This window comes from Paraburkholderia kirstenboschensis, assembly GCF_032806925.1.
Lineage (GTDB): Bacteria > Pseudomonadota > Gammaproteobacteria > Burkholderiales > Burkholderiaceae > Paraburkholderia > Paraburkholderia kirstenboschensis.
This window is the reverse complement of the sequence record NZ_CP136512.1, coordinates 2,235,113-2,261,020: the sequence shown is the minus strand read 5'-3', so window position 1 is coordinate 2,261,020 and position 25,908 is coordinate 2,235,113. Positions and strand designations below refer to the sequence as shown.

The following is a 25,908-nucleotide window of genomic DNA, read 5'->3' as shown; positions in this document are numbered from 1 at the left end:
GTCACAAACGGCGGGACTGATACGTCTAGCCGGTTTTAGACTTCACGAGTCGCGCCCGCATGTCAGATTACCGATCACCTCGCCCTGTCACCGCCAGCCAGGACCCGTTCGCGAGCAGCTTCGCGACCACCTATGCCGGCGTCGTTTCATTCCTGGCCGTCGCCAATGAAGGCAGCTTCGCCCGCGCGGGCGATCGCCTCGGCATCGGCCGCTCCTCGGTTAGCCGCAATGTGCAAAAGCTCGAGGCGCAACTCGAAGTGCGCCTGTTCCTGCGCACTACTCGCAGCACGTCGCTCACACGTGAGGGCGAACTCTTCTACGAGAGTTGCCAGCCCGGCATCGAGCGCATCGTGGCGGCGCTCGACGGCATGCGCGATCTACGCAGCGGGCCGCCGCGCGGGCATTTGCGCATCGCGTCGACGTCGGGCTTCGGCCGCAAGATCGTCGCGCCGCTATTGCGAGGCTTTCACTCCCGCTATCCCGGCATCACGCTCGAATTGCTGCTGAACGACCGCCCCGCCGACTTCACCGCCGACCGCGTCGACGTCTCGTTTCGCGACGGGCGCATGGAAGACAGCGGGATCGTCGCGCGGCAGCTCATTGCGATGCAGATGATCGTCTGTGCATCGCCCGCCTATGCGCGCCTGCACGGTCTGCCGCGCCACGTCGACGAGCTTGCGGATCATCGCTGCATCAACCTGCGCAGCGCCTCCGGTCGCGTCAAGGACTGGCAGTTCAAGGTGGACGGCCGGCCCCAGCGGCATCAGCCCACCGCGCAGCACACGTTCAACGACCCGGACCTGATCCTGCAGGCGGTGCTCGACGGTCTCGGCATCGCACAATTGCCTGCTTATCAGGTGCGTGACCTGCTCGGCGAGCGGCAGTTGCTGAGTTGCCTCGCGCAGCATGCCCCCGACGACGAAGGTCACTACATCTGCTATCTGAGCCGCCAGCACCTTCCGGCCCGCATCCGTGTGTTCGTCGACTATATGACCGAGCAGACGCGGGCAATGAATCCACAATGCGGGACGACGGTCGAGGCGCCGCCGGCTTTAGCGACCGTCGAGTGAACCGCGAGTTCGTCAGAGAAACGCACGCAGCGCCGGATCGCGATTGGTGCGGCAAGGACAACACCGCGTGTGCCTGCACGTGCCTAGCGCCATGCCCGGCGTCCGCCTACCATGAGCTTATGCGGCGTCGTGCCGCTAACTACCCGAGGGTCTCGATCATGAAGATCGTTGTTATCGGCGGCACCGGCCTGATCGGCTCGAAGACCGTCGCGATTCTGCGCGGCGCCGGTCACGACGTGCTCGCTGCGTCGCCCAGAAGCGGTATCAACACTCTCACCGGCGAAGGGCTTCAGGAGGCGCTCGCGGGCGCGCAAGTGGTAGTCGACCTGGCCAATTCGCCGTCGTTCGAAGACAGCGCGGTGCTCGAATTCTTCGAGACTTCCGGCCGCAACCTTCACGCAGCGGAGGCCGCTGCCGGTGTCGGCCATCATGTCGCGCTGTCTATCGTGGGAACCGACAGGACGCCGGAGAACGGCTATTTCCGTGCCAAGGTCGCGCAGGAGAAGCTGATCGAGGCCTCGGGCATTCCGTACACCATCATTCGCTCGACGCAGTTCATGGAGTTTCTGGGCGGCATTGCCGCGTCGGGCGCCGAGGGCAACACGGTCAGGCTTTCGCCCGGACTCTTCCAGCCCATTGCAGCCGACGACGTCGCGGCCATCGTTGCCGACGTCGCGCTTGCTGCGCCGCGCGACGGCATTGTCGAGATCGCGGGTCCGCAACGAGCCTCGTTCGACGAGATCATCGCGCGCTACCTGAAGGCGATCGGAGATCCGCGCGAAGTGGTGCGCGATCCGGAGGCGCGTTACTTCGGCGGCCGCGTCGAGGAGCTTTCGCTCGTGCCATTAGGCGAAGCGCGCCTCGGCCGCATCGGGCTCGAAGAATGGCTCAGCCGGTCAAATGCGGCAAGCTGATCGGGCGTCGGTGGAGCGGCGCGGCGGCATGGGTTTCGCGAATGCCGCCGGCAGCGACAGCGCAATTTCTATTTAACCACTCTCAGGCGCGCGGCATTCTGTGTCGATACGAGCCGGTTTCCGCCCAGCGATTTGGCGCGGTATAGCGCCTCGTCGGCTGCGGCTAGCAACTCGGCGAGCGATTGCCCCGCGTCGCTGGAATGCGCAAGGCCAATGCTGACGGTCGCCTGAATGTCGACACTGTCCACGCTGTGCGAGACGGTCTGTGCAAACCGCTCGACAATAGCCTCGCCAACCTCTTGCGCGTGGCGTTCGTCATGGCGCGGCAACAGCACAGCGAACTCTTCTCCGCCGATTCTGGCAAGCACCGCCTCGTGCCCGACCACGCTGCGGGCAACTTCCGCGAACGACTTGAGCACTTCGTCGCCGGTCTTGTGACCGTAGCGATCGTTGAGCTTCTTGAAGTGGTCGAGGTCGAGAGCAAGCAGCGACACGGGACCGCTTTCATGACCCTCACCAAGGACACGCGTCCCTTCCTCGAAGAACCATCTGCGATTCCCGAGACGGGTCAGGTAATCGGTTTGCGATTCGTGCAGGAGTTGGCCATGCGTTTCCTCGCGGATCATCTTCAGCACGGTCATCGGCAGAATGACCGAGTACAGGACACCCTCGTACATCGTGATTGCGCCGATGGTGGGCAGCAGGCCCATTCCGTACCGCGTCACGAGCCAGGGCAAAACGAGAGCCCGAAAGGCATAGAAAAGCGCGTGGATAGCCGTCACCGCCACCGCGATACGCCGTGACTGGAAGGCTTTGAAGTCGTCGCTTCGAAGGAACTCGCGGGACGTCATGCCGCTCGCCACCGCGATTGGGATCGCGCTCACGTACGCCCACACGGTGCTCTCCCACCGCGCACCGCCCACTGCCCATGTCAGCGCCATGAGAAGGAGCAGCCCGAACGAACCGGCCGGGTAGCGCCGGCCGCTTAACAACGCGACACCGTGCAGGACCAGCAGGTAGCCGGTCAGAATAACCAGATTGCTCAGCGCGGAGCCCCACGGGCCGGGCAGATTGTGACGAAACACGGCCGCCGCGCAACCGGTTGCGAGCGTCGCATAGCCCGCTGCCAGTACTCTCAGCTCCCGGCTTCGCCGGGGATGGCTTTGGTGCTCCCAAAGCGTCATTCCGGAACTGGCGAAAAGCGTTCCGATTAAAAGCAGGTAAAGGGTGAGGAGATCGACATGCATCGCTGACGGAAGAGTTCCACGCCGGCAGGATGCGGCGACTGCGGCATTTTACTTGTATCGGCACGATATGCCCCGTTAACGGATGCATGCCCCCTTTCTCCGACCTTGGCGAACGACTCAATGCGCCATTGACCACTGCGCCTATAAAGCACTCGACGAAGTGCCGCTGAACCATAAGTGCATTTCCATTGAATCGCATCGACGCTCGTCCGACACCCCTAAATGCGACAGAAATAGTCGCAAAACGTTGTGATTCATTGAGTTCGTTTCTGAACCGCATCTGCTACCCTGAACCTGCCGATTTCGTGCGGGCTCGCGCGCATGCGCCGGCTTCGGCGCGGCATTCCTTTGCAGCCCGTCTACGCAGCGAAGCGACTCCGCGAGGTCTGCGCGAAATCTGCTTCTACGTATTCATCTTCAATCACCGCATGGAGTACGCGATGTTGGAACGGCTGGGCTCACGGTTTGTCGCCATTGGTGTTTTACTGATCGTCGCGGGCTGCGGCGGCGGAGGCGGTGGGGGCGCCACGAACTCGGGAGCCGCCGCCCCGGCAGCCGGCGCATCGGGCACGAGCGCGACCACACCGACGCTGGCCGCCGCTACGCCCGTGATCGACGGCACGACGCTTGGCGATGCAAACTGGCCCACAGGCTCCACATCGTCCGGCGGACTCGGCCAGCCTGTCGGCGGGCTGAACTGCGGGTTGCGCAGCAATGCCTATACCTATACACATTTGTCGATCTATCAGAACGGCCGCCTGCTCACGGTGCCCGCCAACATCGGCACGGTCGGGCCGACCATGACGGCGCAGACAGGTTGCGCGTATCCGCTGCATACCGTCGACGCAAGCGGCAAAATCCGCATGGATACGACCACCGGCGCGTCGTACACACTCGGCCAGTTCTTTGCGATATGGGGCGAAACGCTCGGTGCGTCGAACGTCGCGGGCCTGAGCGAGTCACCCGTTACGATCTATGTGAACGATGGCGGCGCGCTTTCGCAATACAAGGGCGATCCCGCGAGTCTCGTGCTTCCGCCGCATGGTGAAGTCACCATCATGACCGGCACGCCGTTGACTCAGATCCCGACCTACACATGGACCGATCCGCCGCCCTTCGATCCGAATCCGATCACACTCGCCTATCTGGGCGTGGTGGGCACCTCGTACTGGCCGAACGGCAATACGGCGACGGGCGGGACCGGTGCTACGGTCGACGGTTTGATCTGTGCCGCCGGGATGAGCGAGTTGTACCACGTGCATGCGCATCTCGCGATCATCAAGGACGGCCAATGGCTCGCTCTGCCGGCGAACGTGGGCATTCTCTCCCAGTGCAACTATGAAATGCACACGCACGACCAGACCGGCATCATCCATATCGAAACGCCGAACCTCAAGACGTTTACGCTGGGTCAGTTCTTCGACATCTGGGGCCAGCCGCTCTCCAGCACGAACGTCGCGGGCATCAGCGGAAATGTGGTGGCGTATATCAACGACAACGGCGATTCGCGCCGTTACATGGGCGACCTGCGCAACATCGAGTTGACTTCGCTGCGCGACGTCACATTGCAGATCGGCACGCCGCCGATCAGCACGCTTGCGACTTACTCATGGTATGAGCAGCAGTAACTGGAAAGTTTGCGGCACGCGCGAGGTCTGAAGGATAGCGGCGACGGCGTGACGCTCAACGCGTCCAGCCGACGCCGCAAGATCGCAAACATCATTACTGTTGCCACCGGCAACGGGCCCCGAAACCGGGGCATGTCGCCGACATACGTTAGGCAAGCAGCGGCTCACGCAAGCATCAACTACACGAAAAACTCGTCGCCGAATTCAAATCGCCGCCTTTATAGCGCGCCACTTTCGGATACGGACACAGCGGCCGTGTGCGCCCCGCGCCCCACTGCGCGGGTACTTCGCTATTCGGTATCGCGTTGCTTGCATCGCGTGCGGTCGCGATGACGCTATCCGGTGCCTTGCCCTGCTCGACCCACGCGATCATCGGCGTCAGCATGTCGAACTGATCGGCTGCGGGGCCGCCCGAGCAATGGTTCATTCCCGCGACTGTGAAAAGCCGCGCGAAGTTGCTTGCATCGCCGCCGTTGGCCGCCATCACCCGTTGATACCAGTCCGTCGTATCGTTCGACGAAAACACCGGGTCGCTCGTGCCGTGATACACCATCAACTTCGCACCGCGTTGCCTGAGCGCGCTGAGATTGGCCTCGCCGGGCGGCGTCATGAAGGACCACGACGATTCCGTGTACGCGCCGCCCGTCGCAAAGATTTTCGGCGCATCGGTGTCCATGCTGAAGTTGAGTGCATACGACGACAACTGGCTCAGCAACGAAGCGCTTTGCGGTGGCGTCGTGAATGTAAATGCAGCGGCGGCGGGGTCGAGCGTGATGGAGTTGCTCTGCTTCCATGCCGCCCAGCCCGCGCCGCTCACGCCCGCATCGTATGGAAAACTCGCGTACAACGCGGTGCCCGCGCTATTGCGTGCGCCCGAGAACACGTTGCCGACCGCTTCTTTTTGCGCGGTAGTGAGGCACGTTCCGTCGCGCACATTGCCCGAGCAGGTCGGCACATCCGCGGCCAGGCTGAAATTCGCCTGGCATGCCTTAATGTCCTGCACCATGCCGTCGGCGGCGCCGTCCAGTGCATCGCACTTCGCGATGATCCGCGACGCCACCAGTTGCCGTTCAGCGGCAGTAAAGCCGGTCTTGATGTCGGGCAAGCCATTCGGGGTTGTCGCAGTCGCGACCTTTGCGAATTGCTGCGCGCCCCACATTTCGCCGATGGCCGCCTTCGGCAAATGAAAGCCCGGATCGCCCGCAATGATCCCGTCGTACTCGGCCGACGATCTCGCCGCCGCCGCCATCGCGTGGCGCCCGCCGTTCGAGCAACCGTCGAAATAGCTGCGATCCGGCGCCTTGCCGTAGGCGGTGCGGATCACCTGCTTGGCCATCGGCGTGAGGGTCGCCACCGCGTTATAGCCGTAGTCGATACGGGCCTGCGGATCGAGACCGAACAGCGGATTCTGCGACGACGAGTGTCCGGCGTCGGAACTGATCACGGCAAACCCCATGTTCAGCGCATCGTTAAGCGGACCGCCCCCGCCGATCTCGCCGGTTGCCGTCACCACGTTGCCGTCGAGCCCGCCGTTGGCCTGATAGAAGAACCGGCCGTTCCATGCAACGGGCAGACGCATCTCGAAGCCGATCGCGTAGGTCTTTCCGTCAACAGCGCTCACGCGCTGATTCATCTGCCCCTGAACGACACAGTGCTCGGCAATAGGCTTGCCCGCCACTATCAGCGTTCCGGCCGGTACGTCCTGCACGGAACTGAATGTGGTGTTCGCGAAGGCCAATTTACTCGCCAGCGCCGCGCAGCTTCCCACGAGCGTGGCCGGTGTTGCCGCGCTCAGGTGCGGCAACGTCAATGTGTTATCGGAAGAGCCGCCGCATGCTCCAAGCGTCGCGCACACGGCTACCGCAATCACAGATTTTTTCATTCAATGTCTCCTAGAACGCGTGCTTGATACCGACCATCACACCTGTCTGTCCGATGCCGGCGGCGGGCGTCGTGCCGCCACCGCCGCCGCTCACCGAATAGCGCGCCTTCGCACTGTTGGCGAGATAGGCGGCCTGCGCATACACAGACGAGCGCTTGCTCAACAGATACGTGGTGCGCAGCGCGCCCATCGTCGCGCGCGAGTCGTGCGCACTGTTGACGATGCGGAACACTTCTCCGTCGACCAGAAACGCGGGCGTCACGAAGTACGACGCGCCGACGAAGAACAGATCCGAGCGCACGTTCGGCACCGCCGGCGAGTCCGTCACGACGCGCCGGCCAAGCCAGCCTGCGCCGAGCTTCGCGCCCGCATACTGCGCATAGGCGCTCACATGCGTGCGAGCATCCTTGTCGGCGGCATTGCCGAGCGGCGTGGGAGCGACGCCGTCGAAGAAATTCGCCTGCGCATTGGTGCCGCCGCGTTGCTCCTCATATGAAGCGGCAACGCCGAAGTTCGGCGCGTCGTATTTGAGCATCACCGACCAGTCGCGGCATTCGGTCGGATGACCCGCCACCGAACCCGCGCATGTGCCCTGCCCCGGCGAATTGCCGGTGCCGGCCGAATCGCGGCCAAACGAATAGCCGGCGCCGAGCGTAAAGCCCTTGTACGTGCCCATGTACGTAGCCGAATTGTCGGCGCGCGCATTGGGCACGTATGCGTCGAGCGAACCCATGCCGTAGATGTCCGGGCCGATGATGTCGGCGCCTTGCAGCGCGAGGTACGTCATCGTGTATTGCCGGCCGAACGCCACGGTCCCGTATGGACCCTTGAGGCCGACGAATGCCTGCCGCCCGAACAGGCGCCCACCCTGGCCGGAACTGCCGTCGCGAACGTTGAATCCGCTTTCCAGTGTGAAGACGGCGCTATAGCCGCCGCCGAGATCCTCGGCACCGCGCAGGCCCCAACGCGAAGGCAGCTCGCCCGTTACTGCCGGCATGCGAAACACATGGCCGCCTGCGGCGTTCGCATGCGATACGTATTCGACTCCGGTGTCGATAATCCCGTACAGCGTGACGCTCGACTGCGCGAGCGCGGTGGTACTCAGCGCGCACAGCGCGCTGGATATCAGAATGCGGGTCGTGACTGTTGGCATCGTTGTTGTCTCCAAACGTTGTGTTTTCTTTTTCAGATTTTTTGCTAAGGATGACTGATCAGTCGTTCGCGCGTGGACGGCGGATCAGCATCAGAGCCGCCGCCGCGGCAATCAGCGTGACGGGAATGCTCGCGCCGATCACCGTCGACGAACTGCGGCCCATCGCCAGCAACTGGCCGGCCGCAAGCGGGCCGACCACCGAACCGACGCGGCCCACCGCGACCGCTGCGCCAACGCCCGTGCCTCGCATCGCTGTCGGATAGAACGCAGCAGAGAGTGCATACAGCACCGATTGGCCGCCGATCACGAACATCCCCGCGAAGAACGCGGATACCGTCAGCGCCGCGAAACCAGGCGCAATCGACAGCGCCGCAAGCGACGCGATAATGCCGATGTACATGCCGGACACCACCACACCGCCGCGCAAACGGTCCATCAACATGCCGATAAAAAGCGCGCCCAGGCCGCCGCCGATGTTGAAGAAGATCTGCACATAGCCGACTTCCGCGCGCGCGAGTCCGCGTGCCGCCATCAACGACGGCAACCAGTTCAGCAGGAAGTACAGAACGATCAGCGTGCAAAAATAGCTGATCCAGATTTGCAGTGTGGAGAGCCCCCGGCTCGCGCCGAACAGCACTTCGCCGACGGGCGCGGGCTTCGTGCTCATGCCGTGCGACGCGCGCCGAAACGCGGAGGACTCAGGCAGGAATGCGAGCAGAAGCGGCACCAGAACGAGTGGGCCCGCGCCGCCCACATAGAAGATATGACGCCATTCCGTATCGCCGATACTGACAATGCCGACAATCGAGGCGATCACTCCGCCGAAGGGAATGCCGCAATACATCACGCTAACGGCGGTATTGCGCGACTTCGGCGAGACCGCCTCCGACGATAGCGCGATCAGGTTCGGCAAAGCGCCGCCCAGCCCGATCCCCGTCAACACACGCACGTAAACCAGCATGCCGAAGCTGCTGACGAACGCAGTCGCGATAGACAGCAGGCCAAACAGACACGCGCATAGAATCAGTATCCGCTTGCGGCCGATACGGTCCGCGAGCCGTCCGCCCAACATCGCGCCGGGCAAAAGCCCGAACGTGCCCGCGCTGAACGCGAGCCCCATTTGCGCGACGCTCAGGCCGAATTCGCGCGCCATGCGTGGCGCCGCGACGCCCACCGATTGAAGGTCGAGCCCCTCGAGCAGGGCAACCGCAAAACACAGACTCAACGTGATGACGGCGCCCGTTCGCGCGGTGTCTTGCGCCATGCCGTCTGCCGGCAGTGCTGTTCTGGTGGATTTCATGTCTGTCTCCTGTCGGCCGGAGCCGGCGCCGGCGCTTTGGCGCCTTACTCCGGTCACCGCAAGTTGATTGCTGTTTATTGTCTCGATGGCCGTCGATGCATCGGTATCGCCCCCTTATATCAGGCTACCTGACATAATGGATGAACAAAAGCGCGTTCATGAGAACGCGCCGGGTCAGTCGCGATGGAGCATATTAAATATCAGGCGACCTGACAAAACAAGGTACGCGTCTTTGGTGAATACCCCAGGTGCATCCAACGCAAGGGTTTTCACCGATCACGTGGCGATTGTGTCCAAAGCTGCTTGATAATAGACTTGTATCAGGCTACCTGATACAACGTGTGCATTGAAGCTTTAACGCAAACGCTATTGGGTGCTCGCACATCACGACAAACATCGATACGCGCGCAGGCGCGCTGGAGCTACGAAAATGGCAAGTTATGAGGGTCGCTGGAAGACGGTGGACGTGAAGGTCCAGGAAGGCATCGCATGGGTGACGTTCAATCGCCCCGAGAAACGCAATGCAATGAGTCCCACGCTCAACAGCGAAATGATCCAGGTACTGGAGACGCTGGAACTGGACGCGGACGCGAAAGTACTGGTGCTGACAGGCGCAGGCGACGCATGGACGGCGGGCATGGATTTGAAGGAGTACTTCCGCGAAGTCGATGCCGGCCCGGAAATACTGCAGGAAAAGATTCGCCGCGACGCGTGCCAATGGCAATGGAAGCTGCTTCGCATGTACTCGAAGCCGACCATCGCCATGGTCAACGGCTGGTGTTTCGGCGGCGGCTTTTCTCCGCTCGTCGCGTGCGACCTGGCCATCGCGGCAGACGAAGCGGTGTTCGGCCTCTCCGAAATCAACTGGGGCATTCCGCCGGGCAATCTGGTCAGCAAGGCAATGGCCGATACGGTCGGGCATCGTCAGGCGCTGTACTACATCATGACGGGCGACACGTTCGACGGCAAGCAAGCCGCTGCAATGGGACTCGTCAACAGCAGCGTGCCGCGCGAACAATTGCGTGCGGAAACGGTCGCGTTGGCCGCGAAGCTGCTTGAGAAAAATCCTGTCGTTCTGCGCGCCGCCAAACATGGATTCAAACGCTCGCGCGAACTGACGTGGGAGCAGAACGAAGACTATCTGTATGCGAAGCTCGACCAGGCGCAATTGCGCGATCCGGAGAAAGGTCGAGAAGAAGGATTGCGGCAATTCCTCGACCAGAAGTCGATCAAGCCGGGCCTTCAGACGTATAAGCGCACTGAGTGAAGATCAGGTGAACATTAATCCCGTGCTGCCCGCACATGCGCGAAGCACGGGAAAAAGCATGCAAAGGAGACAGCCATCGTGAACGAAGTAAGTATGTTGATCGGGGGCAAGGACTGTCCGGCCTCGGGCGGCGCCATCTTCGAGCGGATTGATCCCGTCACTGGCGGCGTGGCTTCGCGCGCGCCTGCCGCCACGCTAGCCGACGCGGATGCCGCCGTCGAAGCCGCCGCCGCCGCGTTTCCCGCGTGGTCCGCGCTACGGCCTACGGAGCGCGGTAACACCGTCGTGCTGAAGGCATCGGAAGCTTGTCCGGCCGTACACAGAATGATTGGCAGCGTGCTGCATGATGCGGGACTCGGCGACGGCGTCATCAACGTGGTGACGAACGCACCGGACGACGCGCCCGCCATCGTCGAACGGTTGATCGCGCACCCCACCGTGCGTCGCGTGAACTTCACGGGTTCGACGCACGTGGGCCGCATCATCGCGATGCACGCGGCCAGGCATCTCAAGCCCGCGTTGCTTGAGCTCGGCGGCGAGGCACCCGTTCTCGTGCTCGAAGACGCGGATCTCGACGCGGCCGTGGACGCCATCGCGTTCGGCGCCTTCTTCAATCAAGGGCAGATCTGCATGTCGACGGAACGCGTGATCGCACATCGCAGCGTGGCAGATGCGCTCGTCGACAAGCTCGCCGGGAAAGCGCGCACACTGGTTGCCGGCGCACCCACCGCGCAGGGCGCCGCGCTCGGCGCGATGGTCAGCGCACAAGCCGCGCAACGCGCAACGGCGCTCGTGCAGGACGCCCGCGAACACGGCGCGAAAATATTGGGCGGCGGCACGCTGGCTGGCGCGATCATGCAGCCGACCATCGTCGACGGCGTTCTCCCGGTTATGAAGCTTTACGCCGAAGAATCGTTCGCGCCGGTGGTGACGGTGCTGCGCGTGGACACCGACGACGAAGCCGTGAAAGTGGCCAACGACAGCGAGTTCGGCTTGTCCGCCGCTGTCTTCAGCCGCGATATCGCACGCGCGATGAGCGTCGCGAAACGTGTGGAGTCGGGCATATTCCACATCAATGGACCGACCGTTCACGATGAAGCGCAGATGCCGTTCGGAGGCGTGAAGGGTAGCGGCTACGGCCGTTTCGGCAGCAAGGCGTCGATTGCCGAGTTCACGGACCTGCGTTGGATTACGATCCAGACGGGTCCGCGTCACTATCCGATCTAGACCCCTCGATCTGGACGCCTCGATCTGGACGCCTCGATCCGGATTCCCCGGTCAGGACGCTTCGATCAGGACGGTTCGATCAGAAACGCCCCCATCTGACACGCACGCCGTTTGAGCGGCATCATTCGAATCTCGCATGCTTCGCAGCAGACGAAGACGGCAGGAAGGAGACAATAAGTGAATTCGCAGCCGACGCAATCCAGTGTCGATAGAGAGACGCCCGTGCGCTATCGCGATGTGCGGATCGGTTCGGCGCCCGCACGCGTTCGCCGTGACGGCGACGTGTGGTACATGGAGTCCGTCCCGGTGCCCGGCGCCTATCCGAAGCGCCTGACCGACCGGCTCGCGAGCGGCGCGCGTGCGCATCCGGACCGCTGGCTCGTCGCGCGCCGCGGCGCGGACGGGGAATGGCAAGGCATCAGCTACGCGCAAATGCTGCAGCATGCGCGTGCCATCGGCCAGGCGCTGCTCGGACGCAAGCTGTCGGCCGAGCGGCCCGTTGCGATCCTCTCCGGCAACGATCTCGAACACATGATGATCGCGCTCGGCGCAATGTGGGCCGGCGTACCCTATGCGCCCATTTCGCCGGCGTATTCGCTCATTTCCAGCGATTTTGGCAAGCTGCGGCATGCGCTCGATGTGCTCACGCCCGGTCTGGTCTTCGCGACCGATGCCGCTGCATTCGCCGCTGCAATCGACACGACCGTCGCGGCCGATGTGGAAGTCGTGACGTCCACGGGCTCCTGTGCGCGCGCTGTGACGAACCTGTCGGCGCTGCTCGACACCACGCCCACAACGGTCGATGCCGCGCACGAAGCGATCGACACGGACAGCATAGCCAAATTCCTCTTCACGTCAGGCTCCACCACGCTGCCCAAGGCCGTGCCGACGACGCATCGCATGCTATGCAGCAATCAGCAGATGCTGCGCGAAACGTTTCCCGAGTTCGCCGACGAGCCGCCGGTACTCGTCGACTGGCTGCCGTGGAATCACACGTTCGGCGGCAGTCACAACGCGGGCATCGCGCTGTATAACGGCGGCACGCTTTATATCGACGACGGCAAGCCAGTCGGCAAGAAGTTCGAAGAGACACTGCGCAATCTTCGCGAGATCGCCCCGACGATCTACTTCAATGTGCCCAAGGGCTGGGAAGAACTGACGAGCGCGCTTGAAACCGACGTAAAGCTGCGCGAAACGTTTTTCTCACGCGTGAAGGTGTATTTCTTTGCGGGAGCCGGACTCTCGCAAGCCGCGTGGGATCGCCTGCAGCAGGTTACGGAGTGCTTTTGCGGCGAGCGTATTCGCATCATGGCGGGTCTCGGCATGACGGAGACTTCGCCGTCGTGTCTCTTCACGACGCTGCCCGCAATGACCGCGGGTTATGTAGGCGTGCCCGCGCCCGGCTGCGAAGTGAAGCTCGTGCCCATTGCGGACAAGCTGGAGGCGCGCTTTCGCGGCCCCCACGTCATGCGCGGCTATTGGCGAATGGACGGCGCAAGCACCGCGAAATCGTTCGACGACGAAGGCTATTACTGCAGCGGCGACGCACTGAAATTCGTCGACCCGCAGCAGCCCGAACTGGGCTTGATGTTCGACGGCCGCATTGCCGAAGACTTCAAGCTCAGCTCCGGCACTTTTGTCAGCGTGGGGCCGATGCGCGCGCGTGTCATTTCGGCCGGCGCGCCGTATGTGCAGGATGTGGTCGTCTCCGGCCTGAATTGCGACGACGTGGGCTTGCTCGTGTTCCCGCGACTCGACGACTGCCGGCGGCTCGCGCAACTGCCTTCGTCGGCGAGCGCGTCGGAAGTCGTGAGCGCGCCCGCCGTGCGGCAGTTCTTCGTCGAATTGCTCGATCGGCTCAATCGCGAATCGACGGGCGGCGCGACCACGATCGCGCGGATGCGACTGCTCGACGTCGCGCCGTCGCTCGATCTCGGTGAAATAACCGACAAAGGCTCGATCAATCAGCGCGCCGTGCTCACGCATCGCGCTGAACTCGTGCAAGCGCTGCATGACCCGATCCAGCGGGATCCGGCCGTGATTTACGCGCCGCATGTCCGGACCTGAAGCCTGGCAACGCGATGCGCGGGCCGCAACAAGCGGCCTGAGCGCTTACTTGCGGGCGGGCACGGGCGCGAGAACCTCGTGCGATCCGGCCGCGCGCTGCGCCGACTTGTGGACCATCGTGTACGCGTAGTCGACGCCCATGCCGTACGCGCCGGAATGCTCCTTGACGATGCCCATGACTGCGTCGTACGTCTCTTTGTGAGCCCAGTCGCGTTGCCATTCGAGCAGCACCTGTTGCCACGTCACCGGAACGACGCCGGCCTGGATCATGCGCTGCATCGAATACTCGTGCGCTTCCTTCGAGGTGCCGCCCGACGCGTCCGCCACCATGTAAATCTCGTAGTCGCCTTCGTCCATTGCGCAGAGCGAGAAGGTGTTGTTGCAGACCTCGGTCCACAGACCCGCCACCACCACTTTCTTGCGACCGTTGGCGGCGAGTGAGTCGCGAACCTTCTGGTCGTCCCACGAATTCATCGACGTGCGTTCAAGCACCTTGTGACCGGGAAACACGTCCAGCAACTCCGGGTACGTATAACCGGAGAAGCTTTCCGATTCCACCGTCGTGATGGTGGTGGGAATGTTGAACACGCGTGCGGCCTTGGCAAGGCCGACCACGTTGTTCTTCAGCACCTGGCGGTCGATCGACTGGACGCCGAAAGCCATTTGCGGCTGGTGATCGATAAAGATGATCTGCGAGTTCGCAGGCGTGAGGACTTGCAGTTTCGGATTAGCCATGGCTTTGTACATCCTAAGGGTCGATAAGGGTTTGCTGAACAGGGCAGGCATGCCGCACTCGCTTCAGAAGCGAGAAAAACTGGAATGCAGTCTATCGGCAGGCTTGCGCCGAGTCCTTGTCCTGGTCCTTAATCGTTCTTAAAAATAACAAACCGAAAGGATTCGACCTTAAGGACAAGCGCGCCTCAAGTTGCCGGCTTCCATTCGGCCACATCCTTTCGATCCGAGACGTTCAAGCCCACGGCGGCGTTTCGCAGACGTCGCGATGCCCAGTGAATAGCGGCGGGTAACCCTCCCGACAAACAACCGCCTTCATGGGATTGGGCCAAAACACCTTCGTTTAGCGACGCTGCCGCTTACCGCGACTTCCGTACGTTAACCTCGCATTGTGATACATCGGGACGCCTGGCCAGGCCCCCGATGTAGCGCGAATAACTTACGGGAATTCGAAAAAATGACAACGACCGATTCAGTCCAGTTTCCGGGTGAATCCGGCGCCTCCGTGCCGCAACAGGAAGCGCCATCGCGCAGAAGTACTGCCCCACTGCGCCGGCAATCCACAATTCGCAAGATAAAAGAAGCGTCCAAGTCACTATTACCGGCGCCGCTGTTCCTGAGCCTGCTGCATCATAAGGAAATCGGCCGCTATCCGAACTTGCTGCGCCCTACTACCTTCAATGAGAAGATTTTGCGGAAGAGCCTGCGGCCCGATCCGTGGTTCGCAGAGTTGACCGATAAGCTTACGGTCAGAGACTATGTTGCGAGAAAGCTGGGAGACGAGCACGTCATACCGCTCCTCGCAGCGCCGGACACTTTTTCGAAAGAAGTATTCGATGCCCTGCCGGACTCGTTCGTGATGAAAGCCAATCACGGCAGCAGCTACGTCGAGGTGGTGAGAGACAAGTCCACGCGCTCTTTCGAAGAACTGCGAGAACTCGCCGATCACTGGTTGACACTCGACTTCTACAAGATCGCGCGCGAAAAGCACTATCGCCAGATCAAGCCAAGCATTTTCTTCGAGCATCTGTTGCTCGACAAGAGCGGCCAGATTCCCGCCGACTACAAACTGCACTGCTTCGGCGGCCGAAGTGGAAGACCTGTCATTTACATTCTGGTGATCTCGGACAGGTTCGGCTCGAACACGCATGGCGACATATACGACGCGAACTGGAACCATCTGGACATGGCGATTGGTGCTTACAAACCGAGTGAAGAGCCGTCGCCCCGTCCAGAGAACCTGGAAGCCATTCTGGACGCTGCCACGAAGCTATGCAGCGATTTCGACTATGTTCGCGTGGACCTGTATGCGCCAGATAACCAGATCTACTTCGGCGAATTGACGTTTACGCCGGGTGCGGGCGTACTGCCTTTCACGCCTGACAGTGTCGACTACGAGTGGGGAAAACTCGTGCCAGACGCGTTCCTTTCCGCAAGACCGCCTTTACCGAAACCGCCGACGCAACCCGCGTAACGTTTGCCGATTTCTTTCGGCAAGTTTGTCGCGTGACGCGCGCCGCACGAGGGCATGTTCCCGCTTTACCGAAGCCCAGGTGAGCCGCGTCGAGTTGTGTTATCGACCGCACATATCGCATTACGGTCCGTTGGCGGGGCAACGAACGGAAAGGTAAATTGCTTTGTGCTGGCTCCAGAGAGGCCAACGCGAGCGGAACACAAGGCGGACGTTGTCGCCGGTACGCTGCGCTCCCGGTTCATGACAGGTGGTGAATAAATATGCAAAACGTGACGATCGTTATCTGCAATTACAACTATGGCCGCTTCCTCGCCAAGGCAATCGACTCAGCCCTCGAGCAGGATTATCCGGCCACTCAGGTCCTCGTGATCGACGACGGATCAACAGACGGTTCACGCGAAATCATAGAAAGTTACGGCGGTCGCGTCAAAGCGCTTTACAAGCAGAACGGCGGCCAGGTTTCCGCCTATAACGATGCGGTGAACATGCTGGAGACGGAATTCGTCATCCTGCTCGATTCCGACGATCTGCTGTATGGTCACGCGGTGTCGAACGTCATGCGTGTGTTCGAAAGCGGCAACTTCGTCAAGGTTCAGTTCCGGCTCGACGTCATAGATCCCGCGGGCAAGCCTTCGGGCACGTACGTACCGCACTCTGCCGCTCCCAGTGACTGCGGCAGCCCTTTGCGCCAGGGCTGGTTGTATCCGTCGCCGCCGGCGTCGGGCAACGCTTACCGGACAAGCGCATTAAAGAAGATATTTCCCGTTCCGGAGGCCGACATCAATCGTTACGGGGCGGACTTCTATGCGATCTACGGGGTCGCCTTGTTAGGAGCCGTCGCAACGATTCCGGAATCGCTCGGCGCTTACCGCGTGCACCGCACCGAAAACTCGGGAATCGATTTCGCAAACTCTGAAAGCAATGACAAAGCTCCCAAGGCGCTGACCAAACGCTGGGCCATTCTGCGGCAAATGGCGCGCGCGCGTTTGGGCATCGAACTTCCGCTGTCGTTTCATGACTTCTCGCTTGAGAAGGCCCACTTCTGTTCTGCCGTTTATCAGGCGCCGTTCACAAAACGCTGGCGGTGGGTCAGCCGGCAATCGCACAGTTACTTTCGCTCTATCGTGGGGAACCCGTTCTGGAGCTACAAGAAAAAGATCGGCACGCTCGCTTTGTCGAGTCTCTGTTTGTTGCCTTTCTCGGCGCTCTCGGATTTCGCAGTTCGTTACATTGCAAATCCTCTTGCCCGGCGTCGCTTTTAGTGATCCGAAGCAAGTTGAACCGTCGTTTGTAGTTCGTTTCAGTCTTTAAAGTGTGCTCGGTGCCTCGCATCAAATGCCAGCGCAACAATCTTGCATGGACGTGATGATGAACAAGTTCGTTGGCCTGGATGTGCTGCGTTTCGCTTTGGCCGTGTATCTGATGGTGTTTCACTCGATACATCAGTATCCGCAGTACGTGACGCTTCCGTTCGTTGAGTTGGTCAACCTGGGCGGGTTTGCCACCAGTTCGTTCTTCATCCTGTCGGGCTTCATTCTGGCGCACGTCTACTTCGGGCGGACCACCGAGTTGCGAGGCGGCACGCGTGAGTTCTTCGTGAAGCGCCTTTCCAATCTTTACCCAGTGCACCTGGTCGCGCTTGTACTGTTGCTTCTCGTTTCGGCGGCAGGCACCCGCGGATATAACCATTTCGCGCTCATGTCCCTCGACGACGCCGAGCAGTTAGTCACGCTCGGCCCCACCGAGACCGCAATCCATTTCGTGATGAACCTGTTCCTTGTGCAGGTATGGTATCCGCTATACGGGTCGGTTAATCCGGCCTCGTGGTCGCTTGCCACATTGTTGTTCTTCTATCTCGCGTTTCCGTTCTTCGCACCGCGGCTTCTGAAGGCACGGAACAAATACCGGCTTTTGCTGATCTTGTGGGTGCTTTACCTCATCCCGCCTGCGCTTGCCACGGCGATGCACTGGTACGGTCCCGCCGCGGTCGGAATCGTCACTCGCAATCCGCTGCTGCGACTGCCCGAATTCCTGGTTGGTATCGTCGTGTATGGACTGTTTCGCGAGGGACATCTGAACCAGATTCAACGCAGCGGCATGAAGCTCGCCGCGGCGTTGTTCGTATTCGCAAGCTCGTTCGTAGCCGCTGCTTGGCTCGAGTCGCATGGGTCAATCGAAACCCGCTATCTCGTTCATAACGGCGCATTGATGCCTGCGGAGGTGCTGCTCGTCGCTGTATTCGCCGGCATCTCGATTCCTTCCAGGTTCGCGGCGCTATCTACCCGCCTCGGCAACTCGGCGCTCTCGCTCTTTGCCATTCATGGGCCGATCTTCCTCATCATGATAAAGGTGCTGAAACTGCTTTCCATCGGGAAATCGCCCCTATGGTGCGCTTCACACTTTTCCGAGTGCGTCGCGGCTTCGAAAGAAGTCATTCCCAGTATGGCGACTTATCCGCTCTATCTGATCGCAACGGTGATTGCGGCCGTGTATTTTCAGGAGCGGCTGGTCGCTCCGTTGAGGGACTGGATTCGCGGCCGGTTCCTCAGAGCGAGGACGAGGGCGCCTGCAGCAGAGCCGGGAAGTGTTTGAGGATTTACGCCGCCGTGAGGCGGCTCAGCGCAAGGCAGTCGCCTTCAGAAGCACGTTTAGAAGCTCGCAAACGAATGCACGAGCCGATTGAAGGCCCCGGCGTTCGACACATTCATTCCGTGCGACGCGCCCGCAATGGTCTGCCTGTCCGCGTAATCGATCCAGTCCGCGAGTTTCTCGACGTTGTTGCGAAACATGCGAGGGCTGCGTTGCCCTTCGATCAGCAACGTTCGGCATTTCAGACCGCGTGCCACGTCGCGTGAATACGCAGGCAACGGATCGCGTAGCTGTTTCGGCAAGGTGGCCGCGTTGTCCGTGGCCATCGTTCGAAAGGCAGTAGAACTCTTGCGCCATGAACCCGGCGCGCTGACCGAGTCGACGAACAGTTCAAGACCCGCGTCGATCTCGCCTGCTTCTATCAACTCGGCAACGCGCGCGCGCAGCGCGTTCGTCGCTGTCGGCAGCGACGCGTCAGGCATGCCGTCTATCTGTAACGGACCGCCCGGGTCCGCAAGCGTAAGCGTCTTCACGAGTCGCGGGTACTCGCGCGCCACGTTGAATGCGACGCAACCGCCGCGCGAATGGCCAACCAGATGCACAGGCGCGATGTCGAGCGCCTCGATGAATTCGGCCAGTTCGGCAACATGCGTCTGCCAGCCGAACTCGCCCTGTATGCACGCCTCGGCTGCTGGCCAATAGTGGCTCAGGCTCACCGAGATGCAGCGGAAATGCTCGGAAAGCGCCGCTGTCTGCGCACTCCAGTAGCGGTAGTCGCAGAGCGACCCATGCACGAAGACGAGCGGCTCACCCGTTCCGCACTCGACGTACGGCACGCAAATGCCCGATGCGATAGTCGCAAACGAGAGTTCGGGCACGGCAAGCAGGGAGAAATCGGTTCGGGCGTTCATACACTGGCTCCTTTGCCTGCACTATGCCGCACGTCAACATTTAAGAAAATCGCGTAATATTGATGGGATCCATCTGATTTTCTGATACCAGACCTTGAAAGCACTCGACCTCGATGTGATGACGATGATCGTCGCCGTGGCGGACGCCGGCAATATCAGCCGCGCGGCGGAAGTCGTGCACCGCTCGCAGTCGGCGGTGAGCATGCAGATCAAAACGCTCGAAACCGCGCTCGGCAAGCCGCTTTTCGTGCGCAAGCCGAGAAACGTCGTACCGACACAAGACGGCGAAGTGCTGCTCGCTTACGCGCGGCGCATGCTGGCGTTGCGCGACGAAGCCTGGGCCGCCGTGGTTCGGCCCGACGTGACGGGCCGCGTGAGTATCGGCGTGCCGGACGACTACGCGTCCTCGCTGCTGCCGCCGATCCTCAAAAAATTCTCCGCAACTTATCCCAAGGTCGAGATCCGGGTGGTCGGTCTGCCGAGCGTCGCGCTCGCGCCCATGGTGAAGGACGGCTCGGTCGATCTCGTGTGCGCGACGCGGGTCAAGGGATTGTCAGGCGAGTTTTTGCGGCTCGAGCCGATGGTCTGGGCGGCGTCGCCGAGCGCACACGACATCTGGCGAGAAAGGCCGTTGCCGATAGCCGTGTTTTTGCCCGGTAGCGTCGCGCGTGAGAATGCGATCCGAAGCCTCGAACACGCGAAGATCGGCTACCGGACCTCGTATGAAAGCCCGAGTCTGATGGGCCTCGTGTCTATGGCCGAGGCCGGCCTTGCCATCGTTCCGCTCGCACAATGCGCCGTACCCGCGCATTTCGCGCTGCTCGGTCATGCGCAGGGGTTGCCCGAAATCGCGGCGCTCGAAGTCGTGCTCGCGCGAAGCACGGCATCGAAACGCCCGCCATGCGATTTTCTCGCGGAGAAGATCATTGCAGAACTGAGGCGCTAGATCGCGGCCCAGAACGGCGAAAGGTGGGGACCTTCATCGGGCGAGATATGTCGGCTGAGTGTATAAAGGAAGCTACATGTCGTGCGAACAGGTCTCGCCTCTTTCGATGAACACGTCCCTTTCCGGGTCATCCGGCGCCTTATGGCCGGCCATCGTGCGCCGAACCGCGCATGCGCTCGATTGCGGCGCGCTGCTTCCGATACAAACGAGCCGCACTACCATCGATGACGGCGGCGTGCGTTTCGTGGTCCGGCAAATCTCGAGCCTCGCGCGCAAAGAAAAGGACAAGCAGCAGCGCAAAGCCGGATCGTCCAGCGCTCGCGCGTCCAACCCTTTCCTGCCCTATGACCCGGATCTGTTCGTCGCCGACATCTCCGACACGCATCTCGTCCTGCTCAATAAATTCAACGTTATCGATCACCATGTTCTGATCGTTACGCGTCGCTTCGAGCTACAGCAAGCCCTGTTGAATCTCGCGGACTTCCGCGCGCTATTCGCTTGCATGACTCAGTTCGAGAGCCTCGGTTTTTACAACGGCGGCCCGGAAGCCGGCGCGAGTCAGCCTCATAGACATTTGCAGGTCGCGCCGTTGCCGCTCGATGACAGTGCGCCACAACTGCCGATAGAACCGCTCATTGCGGCGGCACGCATGGACGGCTCCGTCGGCACAGTGCCGGGGCTCGCCTTTGCGCATGCGTTTGTGGGCTTCGATCAGGCGCTTGCAACGCGTCCGTTGGAACTGGCGCGCAGTGCATTCGAGCGGTACATGTCTCTGCTCGCTGCGGTCGGTTTGCACGCTGTCGATGCGGACGGTGAACCGTTGCAATCGGCGCCCTATAACCTGCTCGTCACTACGCGATGGATGATGCTCGTGCCTCGCTGCGCCGAACGCACCGAGGGCATTTCGATCAACGCGTTGGGGTTTGCCGGATCGCTTTTCGTGCGTAACGAAACACAGATGGACACCATCAGGAAGCTCGGTCCGATGAGCGTGCTGCAACGAGTCGCGGGGACGATGGGAAGCGCATCCGCGGCCGGAAGCGACTAGCGTTGCCGAACGCGGCGCACCTGTCATGGATACGTTGTGACTGATCCCTCGCTCCGGGTGGCCTCTGTTCGCGCGTTGCCAGCAAGAGGTGGCCCATCTGCGCGAGCGCGTCGCGCCGAACGAAACAGGCGCGCGCCCAGGCGCATCGACGCGGAAACCACGTCAGTATCCGGCATGAAGCGCCAGACGAGTAGCAGCAGCGCGAGCACTGCGGGACACCAGCGCAAATCGGTCGGCACTCTTTCACGGTGAGCGAGCCGCGCATCGAGCAGCGCGTCGCGCAACGACGCGGTGTCGACGAGGCGCCCATAGCCGAAACCGACTTGCCCGGCCACCGAGCTCAGATAGTGCCCTTGCAACGCCGACAATTCCTCGTGACTAGCCGCATGAGTCGCGGACGCATGCATCTGCGGGACCTGTACGACCTGGTCCGCCTGCCAGTAGCCGATGCGGTTTCCGCGGGCATCGCTGCGCGGAATGGGCGCTGGTTGATCGCCGCCGACGCCGATCAACCAGCCCTTCACGTGCGCGGGATTGATATCCTGCTTGAGCGCATCGGAGGGCAGCAGCGGCGGCGCCTCCTGGCCATCGGTCACGAACACGACGGCCGTGCTGTCGCCGATCTCCTGCGCCACGCGAACCGCCGAATACACACCGCCTTCGGCAATACGGCTGTAGTTCGTCCACCGCATGTGCCAGTCGATCCGGTCGAGCGACGACAGCAGCGCGTCATAGCTGCCGCAGACTTCGACGGGCGCCATCAGCAGAAAACTCCGTTGTCCGGTGAACGCGCTCCAGCCGACTTTCGAGCCGCACGGCAATTGACCGAGTGCATCGCGCATCGCCGCGCGCGCGAACGCGAGACGGCTCACCGGCGCGCCGTTCAGCACGACGTCCTCGACATACATGCTCTGCGTGATATCGAACGTGACAACATAGCTCGACGTGTCGCGCGGCAACGCCACCGGCGGCAAAGCGAGCGCGAGAATCAGCAGCGCGAGCGCGGCTGGCGTCATCCAGTGTCGGCCTGCGAGAAAACCACGCGTTTGTGCACCCAAGCTCACGGCAAATCCTTGCTTTCAGGATCGCGCACCTTGACGTCGTGCTGCTCCTTGACGTCAGGCGCGCCTGACGCGGAACGCGCTTCGGGGGCGAGCCACAACGCCCGTTCCAGGTTGTAGCGCGCATCCCAATCGTCCGGCGCGATGCGCAGCAGGCTGCGGTAGCGCGCCTTGGCTTCGTCGACCATTGCAAGCGATTCGATCGCGCCGGAAGGGCTATGACCGATTCCCTGGCGCAGGTACAGGTTGCCAAGATCGAACAGCGCCGCCCGTCCGACTTCGCTCTCGGGCTGCTCTCGAATCAGCGACTCGAAGAGCGGCCCCGCCGCGTCGTAAGCGCCGTCTTTCGACAACGCGATTGCACGCGCGAGCCTGACTTGGGGTGCATCGTCGGTACTGGCAACGCCGCGCTGCGCATCTTTGGGCGCCGCTTTGTTCGCAACGACAGTAGCCGCAACCGTCCGATTCACCTGCTCCGCACGCTGCAATTCGATCCAGTCATAAGCCGCTACCGCCGCGCAGCACAGCGCCACAGCCCCAAAGACAATATGTACCGAGGCGCGCTTCACGACCACACCCGCACCTGAAAGAGCCGCAACGTCATCAGCAGCACGCAACTTGCGAGCGCGACGGCGAAGCAGTACGGACTGAAGTCCTCGCGCGGCAAACGCTCCATGAACGTAGTCAGCGCATTTTGCTGCCGGTTGATCTCGGCCATCGCGTCCCTCATTGCTTTTGCGTTACCGGTCTGGAACAAACGATAAGGCGTCTTAAGCGACAGGAAATAACGGTGCAGTTCAGCTTCGGCGGAAGATTCGCTCGCAGGTACGGCCGCATTGAGATCGGGGCTGTAAACGCTGCTGCGCAAATAGATGAAGTAAAGCGCAATCTGGTTGTGCAGCAGGCCGTTCTCGATCAACTGCCGCTCGCGCGCGTCGAGCTTCGCGCCGCCGTCCGAGACGAGCACGATCGCGCGGCGGCTCGACGAATGCTGCTGATTGAATTCGCCGATTGCCGTGAGCAGCCCGAGATCGAGTTGCGTATCGGGCATGCCGCGGCCTACCGCAGTACCGGCGATAGCCGCGTCGATCGCGCGATGGTCGTAGGTGAACGGCATTGCAAGCAACGGACTCGTGCCGAACATCATGAATGCGAGCCGGTCGTTCGGCCTTTGAGCGACGAACTGCGTCAACGAAGCGCGCGCCACCCTGTTCTTCGATTCGCCCGCGCTCACCTCGACACCTTTGCTGTTCATCGGCTCGTCCATGCTGGCACTGCGATCCATGAGAATCAGAATCTGCGCGCCACTGCCCGTGCGCACTACCTGCCGAGGCGAGCGCCCAGGACCGGCCAGACCGACGACGATCGCGAGCATCGCCAGCATCGCACTGCCCTGCGCGACGGCGCCGATCCATCGACCGGCGCGATCGTCGGGCAGCCATGCGATCCACGAGAACGCGAGCGTGTCGGCGCGGCGGGGCAACAGCGGCAGCAATACGAGCGGCAGCAACGCAAGCAGCCACGGGTGAGCGAAGTCGAGCGCCATATCGTTCATCGCTGATGGCGTTGCTCCGCGCGATACAGTGCCTCGCACAGAGTCCGCACCGGATAGGCGTCGCCCGAAGACGCGGGCGTGAAAAAGCGCTCGGCCGATTGCCGGTAGAACTGCTCCAGTTGCGCGCGCAACGGTAGCAGATACGGCGCTCGAACGAAGAGGCCCGACAGCGCGCCCGCATGCACCACGTGGCCTGCCGTTTCGTTCAGCGCGCGATGCAGGCAAAGCCATGCCTGCGCAGATGCGTCCGCGGACGGCTCGCTCGCTCGCGGCTTGGGCTGCATGCGCCGCAACTCCCGCCAGGCGCGCGCAAACGGCAGACGCGCCGACTCGCGCGCGTTGCGCCACAACCACCAGCCGGCCCACGACAGCAAGCTCAGCATGAGCAAGCCAAGCGCGAAGCCCGCCTGTCGCCGCAGCGGCGCTGTAGGCACCGCAGGAGCCTGCCGGTCCGGACGCACCGCTTGCAGGTCGCCGGCATTGAACGGGTTCGCGGGCGTCGCCGGACCGATGCTGAGCGGCCATTCTCCAACCTGAAGCGTCGCGCCCGAGGACGACGTCAGCGACAACGCGGGCAACGCAATCTGCATGAGCGTCGTCGGCACGTTGACGACCTGGTAGTCGATCGCCATCCACCTGCGACCGTCGGCGTCGGTTTCGCTACGAACCCGCCGGCGTTCGAGCCACGCATCGGTGCGGCCGAGCGAAGGCGGCGTTACTGTGCCGATATCGTAGCCGCCATCTTTCACGAGAATGCGTTGCGTGAGGACGTCGCCGAGCAGATAGCCGAATGCGCGCGGCTCCTGAACCGTCGGCTGAAAAGCCGCGCCGCTCGCCGCTGCGATGTTGGTCGACGGCATCAGCGCCGGCATCAGCGAAACAGCGAGCATGAGGGCGGCCGGGATGCGGCGCGTCAAACCATCTGCTCTCATGCGACCGCCTCCAGAAAATAGCGTGACATCGCTTCCGGATCGAAGGCGCCTTCGATATAGAACGGCTGGATCGCGCGCTTGCCGAACATCCGCGAGAGTTCCGTGCGGCGTCGCGCAACGCCTTCATGCCAACGTTCGCGCGCGCCGGCGCTCAACCAGAGCGTGCGCCGCGCACCCGACTCGGCGTCCCTCACGGCAAGCAGCGGACCGCCCGCAGGCGGCGCAATCTCGGCAGCATCCCACACGACGATGGGCACCACGTACGCATGCACCAGCAGATCGAGTACCGCCGGCAACGCTGCAAGCGGCCAATGGAAATCGGAGACGAGAAAAACCAGCGCCTGACGGCCCGCGAGCGTCGACGCAACGCGCCGCAACGCTTCGGCGCTGCCGCTGCCCGAGCCCTTGGCCGCGCCTATGCCCGTGCTGGCGCCTGTGCCCGCGCCCGCGCCTGTGCTGTCGCGCAGCATCGTGGCGAGCAGATTGCCGATGCCGCGCCCGGAGCGCGGCGGCATGAAGAGGTCGTCGCGCGCGCGGCTATCGAACGCAAGCATCCCCAACGGATCGCAGACGCGAAAAGCGCTGTACCCCAATGCCTCGACGAAGTCCGCAGCCACCTGCAACTTGTTCTGGCGCCCGCCGAAGCGCATCGACGCCGACACATCGACAAGCACCTGCACGGGCACCGCGGCGCGCTGCAAATGCACCCGCACGAGCCACTCGGAACGGGCCGCGCGCACGCTTGCCCGCAGATCGATGCGACGCGGATCCGGATAGTCGAACAGGCGGCCATGCATTGCGAATTCCTGGCCAGCACCAAAGCTCGACCCGCGATGCGAGCCGGGACGAAACCCCGACGAACGCATCGGCAAACGGTAATGAAATTCCGCGATTTCTTTCATGGC

The 25,908-nt window shown here is 62.1% G+C and carries 22 protein-coding genes; 11 read left to right on the top strand and 11 right to left on the bottom strand.

Annotated features, from left to right (window positions below; all coding sequences use genetic code 11):
* Positions 1-59: 59 nt before the first annotated feature.
* Both RW095_RS18965 and RW095_RS18960 read left to right on the top strand, forming a co-directional pair.
* The gene (locus RW095_RS18965) at positions 60-1,070 is read left to right on the top strand and encodes a LysR family transcriptional regulator (RefSeq protein WP_317017592.1); all 1,011 of its coding nucleotides are present in this window, start codon (positions 60-62) and stop codon (positions 1,068-1,070) included.
* Between the two features lie 158 nt (positions 1,071-1,228).
* Positions 1,229-1,984, top strand: a complete 756-nt coding sequence (locus RW095_RS18960; protein WP_317017591.1) for an SDR family oxidoreductase — start codon at positions 1,229-1,231, stop codon at positions 1,982-1,984.
* 68 nt (positions 1,985-2,052) lie between these two features.
* On the opposite strand, the gene RW095_RS18955 is transcribed toward RW095_RS18960, so the two are convergent.
* Positions 2,053-3,231, bottom strand: coding sequence for a GGDEF domain-containing protein (locus tag RW095_RS18955; protein WP_317017589.1), 1,179 nt, complete (start codon positions 3,229-3,231; stop codon positions 2,053-2,055).
* Between the two features lie 440 nt (positions 3,232-3,671).
* Here RW095_RS18955 and RW095_RS18950 point away from each other — a divergent pair, with 440 nt between their 5' ends.
* Positions 3,672-4,859, top strand: a complete 1,188-nt coding sequence (locus RW095_RS18950; protein WP_317017588.1) for a hypothetical protein — start codon at positions 3,672-3,674, stop codon at positions 4,857-4,859.
* A gap of 175 nt (positions 4,860-5,034) precedes the next feature.
* Here RW095_RS18950 and RW095_RS18945 read toward each other — a convergent pair whose 3' ends face one another.
* The 3 genes from RW095_RS18945 to mhpT are packed head-to-tail and all read right to left on the bottom strand — an operon-like array spanning position 5,035 to position 9,158.
* Positions 5,035-6,741 carry a tannase/feruloyl esterase family alpha/beta hydrolase gene (locus tag RW095_RS18945; RefSeq protein WP_317017586.1) on the bottom strand — a complete coding sequence of 569 codons (1,707 nt, stop codon included), beginning with the start codon at positions 6,739-6,741 and terminating at the stop codon, positions 5,035-5,037.
* 10 nt (positions 6,742-6,751) lie between these two features.
* Positions 6,752-7,894: a porin gene (locus tag RW095_RS18940; RefSeq protein ID WP_317017585.1), complete on the bottom strand. Its 1,143-nt coding sequence runs from the start codon at positions 7,892-7,894 to the stop codon at positions 6,752-6,754.
* Positions 7,895-7,952: 58 nt separating this feature from the next.
* A complete protein-coding gene (gene mhpT / locus RW095_RS18935; RefSeq protein ID WP_317019894.1) occupies positions 7,953-9,158 on the bottom strand; it encodes a 3-(3-hydroxy-phenyl)propionate transporter MhpT in 1,206 nt (401 codons plus the stop codon).
* Between the two features lie 466 nt (positions 9,159-9,624).
* Here mhpT and RW095_RS18930 point away from each other — a divergent pair, with 466 nt between their 5' ends.
* From RW095_RS18930 to RW095_RS18920, 3 genes are all read left to right on the top strand, one after another.
* A complete protein-coding gene (locus RW095_RS18930; RefSeq protein ID WP_317017583.1) occupies positions 9,625-10,461 on the top strand; it encodes a p-hydroxycinnamoyl CoA hydratase/lyase in 837 nt (278 codons plus the stop codon).
* A 78-nt stretch (positions 10,462-10,539) separates the two neighbouring features.
* Positions 10,540-11,688 carry an aldehyde dehydrogenase family protein gene (locus RW095_RS18925; RefSeq protein WP_317017582.1) on the top strand — a complete coding sequence of 383 codons (1,149 nt, stop codon included), beginning with the start codon at positions 10,540-10,542 and terminating at the stop codon, positions 11,686-11,688.
* 177 nt (positions 11,689-11,865) lie between these two features.
* On the top strand, positions 11,866-13,755 hold the full coding sequence (locus RW095_RS18920) for a feruloyl-CoA synthase (protein ID WP_317017580.1): 1,890 nt from the start codon (positions 11,866-11,868) through the stop codon (positions 13,753-13,755).
* 45 nt (positions 13,756-13,800) lie between these two features.
* Here the strand turns inward: RW095_RS18920 and RW095_RS18915 are convergent, their stop codons facing one another.
* Positions 13,801-14,490, bottom strand: a complete 690-nt coding sequence (locus tag RW095_RS18915) for a hydrolase (protein ID WP_128589578.1) — start codon at positions 14,488-14,490, stop codon at positions 13,801-13,803.
* A gap of 454 nt (positions 14,491-14,944) precedes the next feature.
* On the opposite strand from RW095_RS18915, the gene RW095_RS18910 reads away from it, so the two are divergent.
* The 3 genes from RW095_RS18910 to RW095_RS18900 all read left to right on the top strand — a co-directional run bounded on the left by RW095_RS18910 (position 14,945) and on the right by RW095_RS18900 (position 18,553).
* Positions 14,945-15,961: an ATP-grasp fold amidoligase family protein gene (locus RW095_RS18910; protein WP_317017578.1), complete on the top strand. Its 1,017-nt coding sequence runs from the start codon at positions 14,945-14,947 to the stop codon at positions 15,959-15,961.
* Positions 15,962-16,221: 260 nt separating this feature from the next.
* A complete protein-coding gene (locus RW095_RS18905; RefSeq protein ID WP_317017577.1) occupies positions 16,222-17,223 on the top strand; it encodes a glycosyltransferase family 2 protein in 1,002 nt (333 codons plus the stop codon).
* A 106-nt stretch (positions 17,224-17,329) separates the two neighbouring features.
* Positions 17,330-18,553: an acyltransferase family protein gene (locus RW095_RS18900; RefSeq protein ID WP_317017575.1), complete on the top strand. Its 1,224-nt coding sequence runs from the start codon at positions 17,330-17,332 to the stop codon at positions 18,551-18,553.
* A gap of 56 nt (positions 18,554-18,609) precedes the next feature.
* Here the strand turns inward: RW095_RS18900 and RW095_RS18895 are convergent, their stop codons facing one another.
* Complete coding sequence (locus RW095_RS18895) at positions 18,610-19,461, bottom strand: alpha/beta fold hydrolase (protein ID WP_317017574.1); 852 nt, start codon at positions 19,459-19,461, stop codon at positions 18,610-18,612.
* Between the two features lie 124 nt (positions 19,462-19,585).
* Here RW095_RS18895 and RW095_RS18890 point away from each other — a divergent pair, with 124 nt between their 5' ends.
* Positions 19,586-20,407, top strand: a complete 822-nt coding sequence (locus tag RW095_RS18890) for a LysR substrate-binding domain-containing protein (protein ID WP_317019893.1) — start codon at positions 19,586-19,588, stop codon at positions 20,405-20,407.
* Between the two features lie 76 nt (positions 20,408-20,483).
* Positions 20,484-21,455: an ATP adenylyltransferase family protein gene (locus RW095_RS18885; protein ID WP_317017572.1), complete on the top strand. Its 972-nt coding sequence runs from the start codon at positions 20,484-20,486 to the stop codon at positions 21,453-21,455.
* 23 nt (positions 21,456-21,478) lie between these two features.
* Here the strand turns inward: RW095_RS18885 and RW095_RS18880 are convergent, their stop codons facing one another.
* From RW095_RS18880 to RW095_RS18860, 5 genes are read right to left on the bottom strand one after another with little or no spacing between them, the layout of a single operon-like run.
* Positions 21,479-22,471: a vWA domain-containing protein gene (locus RW095_RS18880; protein ID WP_317019892.1), complete on the bottom strand. Its 993-nt coding sequence runs from the start codon at positions 22,469-22,471 to the stop codon at positions 21,479-21,481.
* Between the two features lie 44 nt (positions 22,472-22,515).
* Positions 22,516-23,085 (bottom strand): tetratricopeptide repeat protein, encoded by a 570-nt coding sequence (locus RW095_RS18875; RefSeq protein ID WP_317017571.1) that lies wholly within the window; start codon positions 23,083-23,085, stop codon positions 22,516-22,518.
* The gene (locus tag RW095_RS18870; RefSeq protein WP_317017569.1) at positions 23,082-24,071 is read right to left on the bottom strand and encodes a vWA domain-containing protein; all 990 of its coding nucleotides are present in this window, start codon (positions 24,069-24,071) and stop codon (positions 23,082-23,084) included. Before RW095_RS18870 ends, RW095_RS18875 begins: the two co-directional genes overlap by 4 nt.
* Positions 24,068-25,003, bottom strand: a complete 936-nt coding sequence (locus tag RW095_RS18865) for a calcium incorporation protein MxaA (RefSeq protein WP_317017568.1) — start codon at positions 25,001-25,003, stop codon at positions 24,068-24,070. The genes RW095_RS18870 and RW095_RS18865 overlap by 4 nt, the downstream gene beginning before the upstream one ends.
* Positions 25,000-25,905, bottom strand: coding sequence for a DUF58 domain-containing protein (locus RW095_RS18860; RefSeq protein ID WP_317017566.1), 906 nt, complete (start codon positions 25,903-25,905; stop codon positions 25,000-25,002). Before RW095_RS18860 ends, RW095_RS18865 begins: the two co-directional genes overlap by 4 nt.
* Between the last annotated feature and the right edge of the window lie 3 nt (positions 25,906-25,908).

Excerpts from the sequence above, each read along its gene's own strand:
- RW095_RS18965 (WP_317017592.1), top strand. The coding sequence starts at position 60 with ATGTCAGATTACCGATCACCTCGCCCTGTCACCGCCAGCCAGGACCCG.
- RW095_RS18960 (WP_317017591.1), top strand. The coding sequence starts at position 1,229 with ATGAAGATCGTTGTTATCGGCGGCACCGGCCTGATCGGCTCGAAGACC.
- RW095_RS18955 (WP_317017589.1), bottom strand. The coding sequence starts at position 3,231 with ATGCATGTCGATCTCCTCACCCTTTACCTGCTTTTAATCGGAACGCTT.
- RW095_RS18950 (WP_317017588.1), top strand. The coding sequence starts at position 3,672 with ATGTTGGAACGGCTGGGCTCACGGTTTGTCGCCATTGGTGTTTTACTG.
- RW095_RS18945 (WP_317017586.1), bottom strand. The coding sequence starts at position 6,741 with ATGAAAAAATCTGTGATTGCGGTAGCCGTGTGCGCGACGCTTGGAGCA.
- RW095_RS18940 (WP_317017585.1), bottom strand. The coding sequence starts at position 7,894 with ATGCCAACAGTCACGACCCGCATTCTGATATCCAGCGCGCTGTGCGCG.
- mhpT (WP_317019894.1), bottom strand. The coding sequence starts at position 9,158 with ATGGCGCAAGACACCGCGCGAACGGGCGCCGTCATCACGTTGAGTCTG.
- RW095_RS18930 (WP_317017583.1), top strand. The coding sequence starts at position 9,625 with ATGGCAAGTTATGAGGGTCGCTGGAAGACGGTGGACGTGAAGGTCCAG.
- RW095_RS18915 (WP_128589578.1), bottom strand. The coding sequence starts at position 14,490 with ATGGCTAATCCGAAACTGCAAGTCCTCACGCCTGCGAACTCGCAGATC.
- RW095_RS18910 (WP_317017578.1), top strand. The coding sequence starts at position 14,945 with ATGACAACGACCGATTCAGTCCAGTTTCCGGGTGAATCCGGCGCCTCC.
- RW095_RS18905 (WP_317017577.1), top strand. The coding sequence starts at position 16,222 with ATGCAAAACGTGACGATCGTTATCTGCAATTACAACTATGGCCGCTTC.
- RW095_RS18900 (WP_317017575.1), top strand. The coding sequence starts at position 17,330 with ATGAACAAGTTCGTTGGCCTGGATGTGCTGCGTTTCGCTTTGGCCGTG.
- RW095_RS18895 (WP_317017574.1), bottom strand. The coding sequence starts at position 19,461 with ATGAACGCCCGAACCGATTTCTCCCTGCTTGCCGTGCCCGAACTCTCG.
- RW095_RS18890 (WP_317019893.1), top strand. The coding sequence starts at position 19,586 with ATGATCGTCGCCGTGGCGGACGCCGGCAATATCAGCCGCGCGGCGGAA.
- RW095_RS18885 (WP_317017572.1), top strand. The coding sequence starts at position 20,484 with ATGTCGTGCGAACAGGTCTCGCCTCTTTCGATGAACACGTCCCTTTCC.
- RW095_RS18880 (WP_317019892.1), bottom strand. The coding sequence starts at position 22,471 with ATGACGCCAGCCGCGCTCGCGCTGCTGATTCTCGCGCTCGCTTTGCCG.
- RW095_RS18870 (WP_317017569.1), bottom strand. The coding sequence starts at position 24,071 with ATGAACGATATGGCGCTCGACTTCGCTCACCCGTGGCTGCTTGCGTTG.
- RW095_RS18865 (WP_317017568.1), bottom strand. The coding sequence starts at position 25,003 with ATGAGAGCAGATGGTTTGACGCGCCGCATCCCGGCCGCCCTCATGCTC.
- RW095_RS18860 (WP_317017566.1), bottom strand. The coding sequence starts at position 25,905 with ATGAAAGAAATCGCGGAATTTCATTACCGTTTGCCGATGCGTTCGTCG.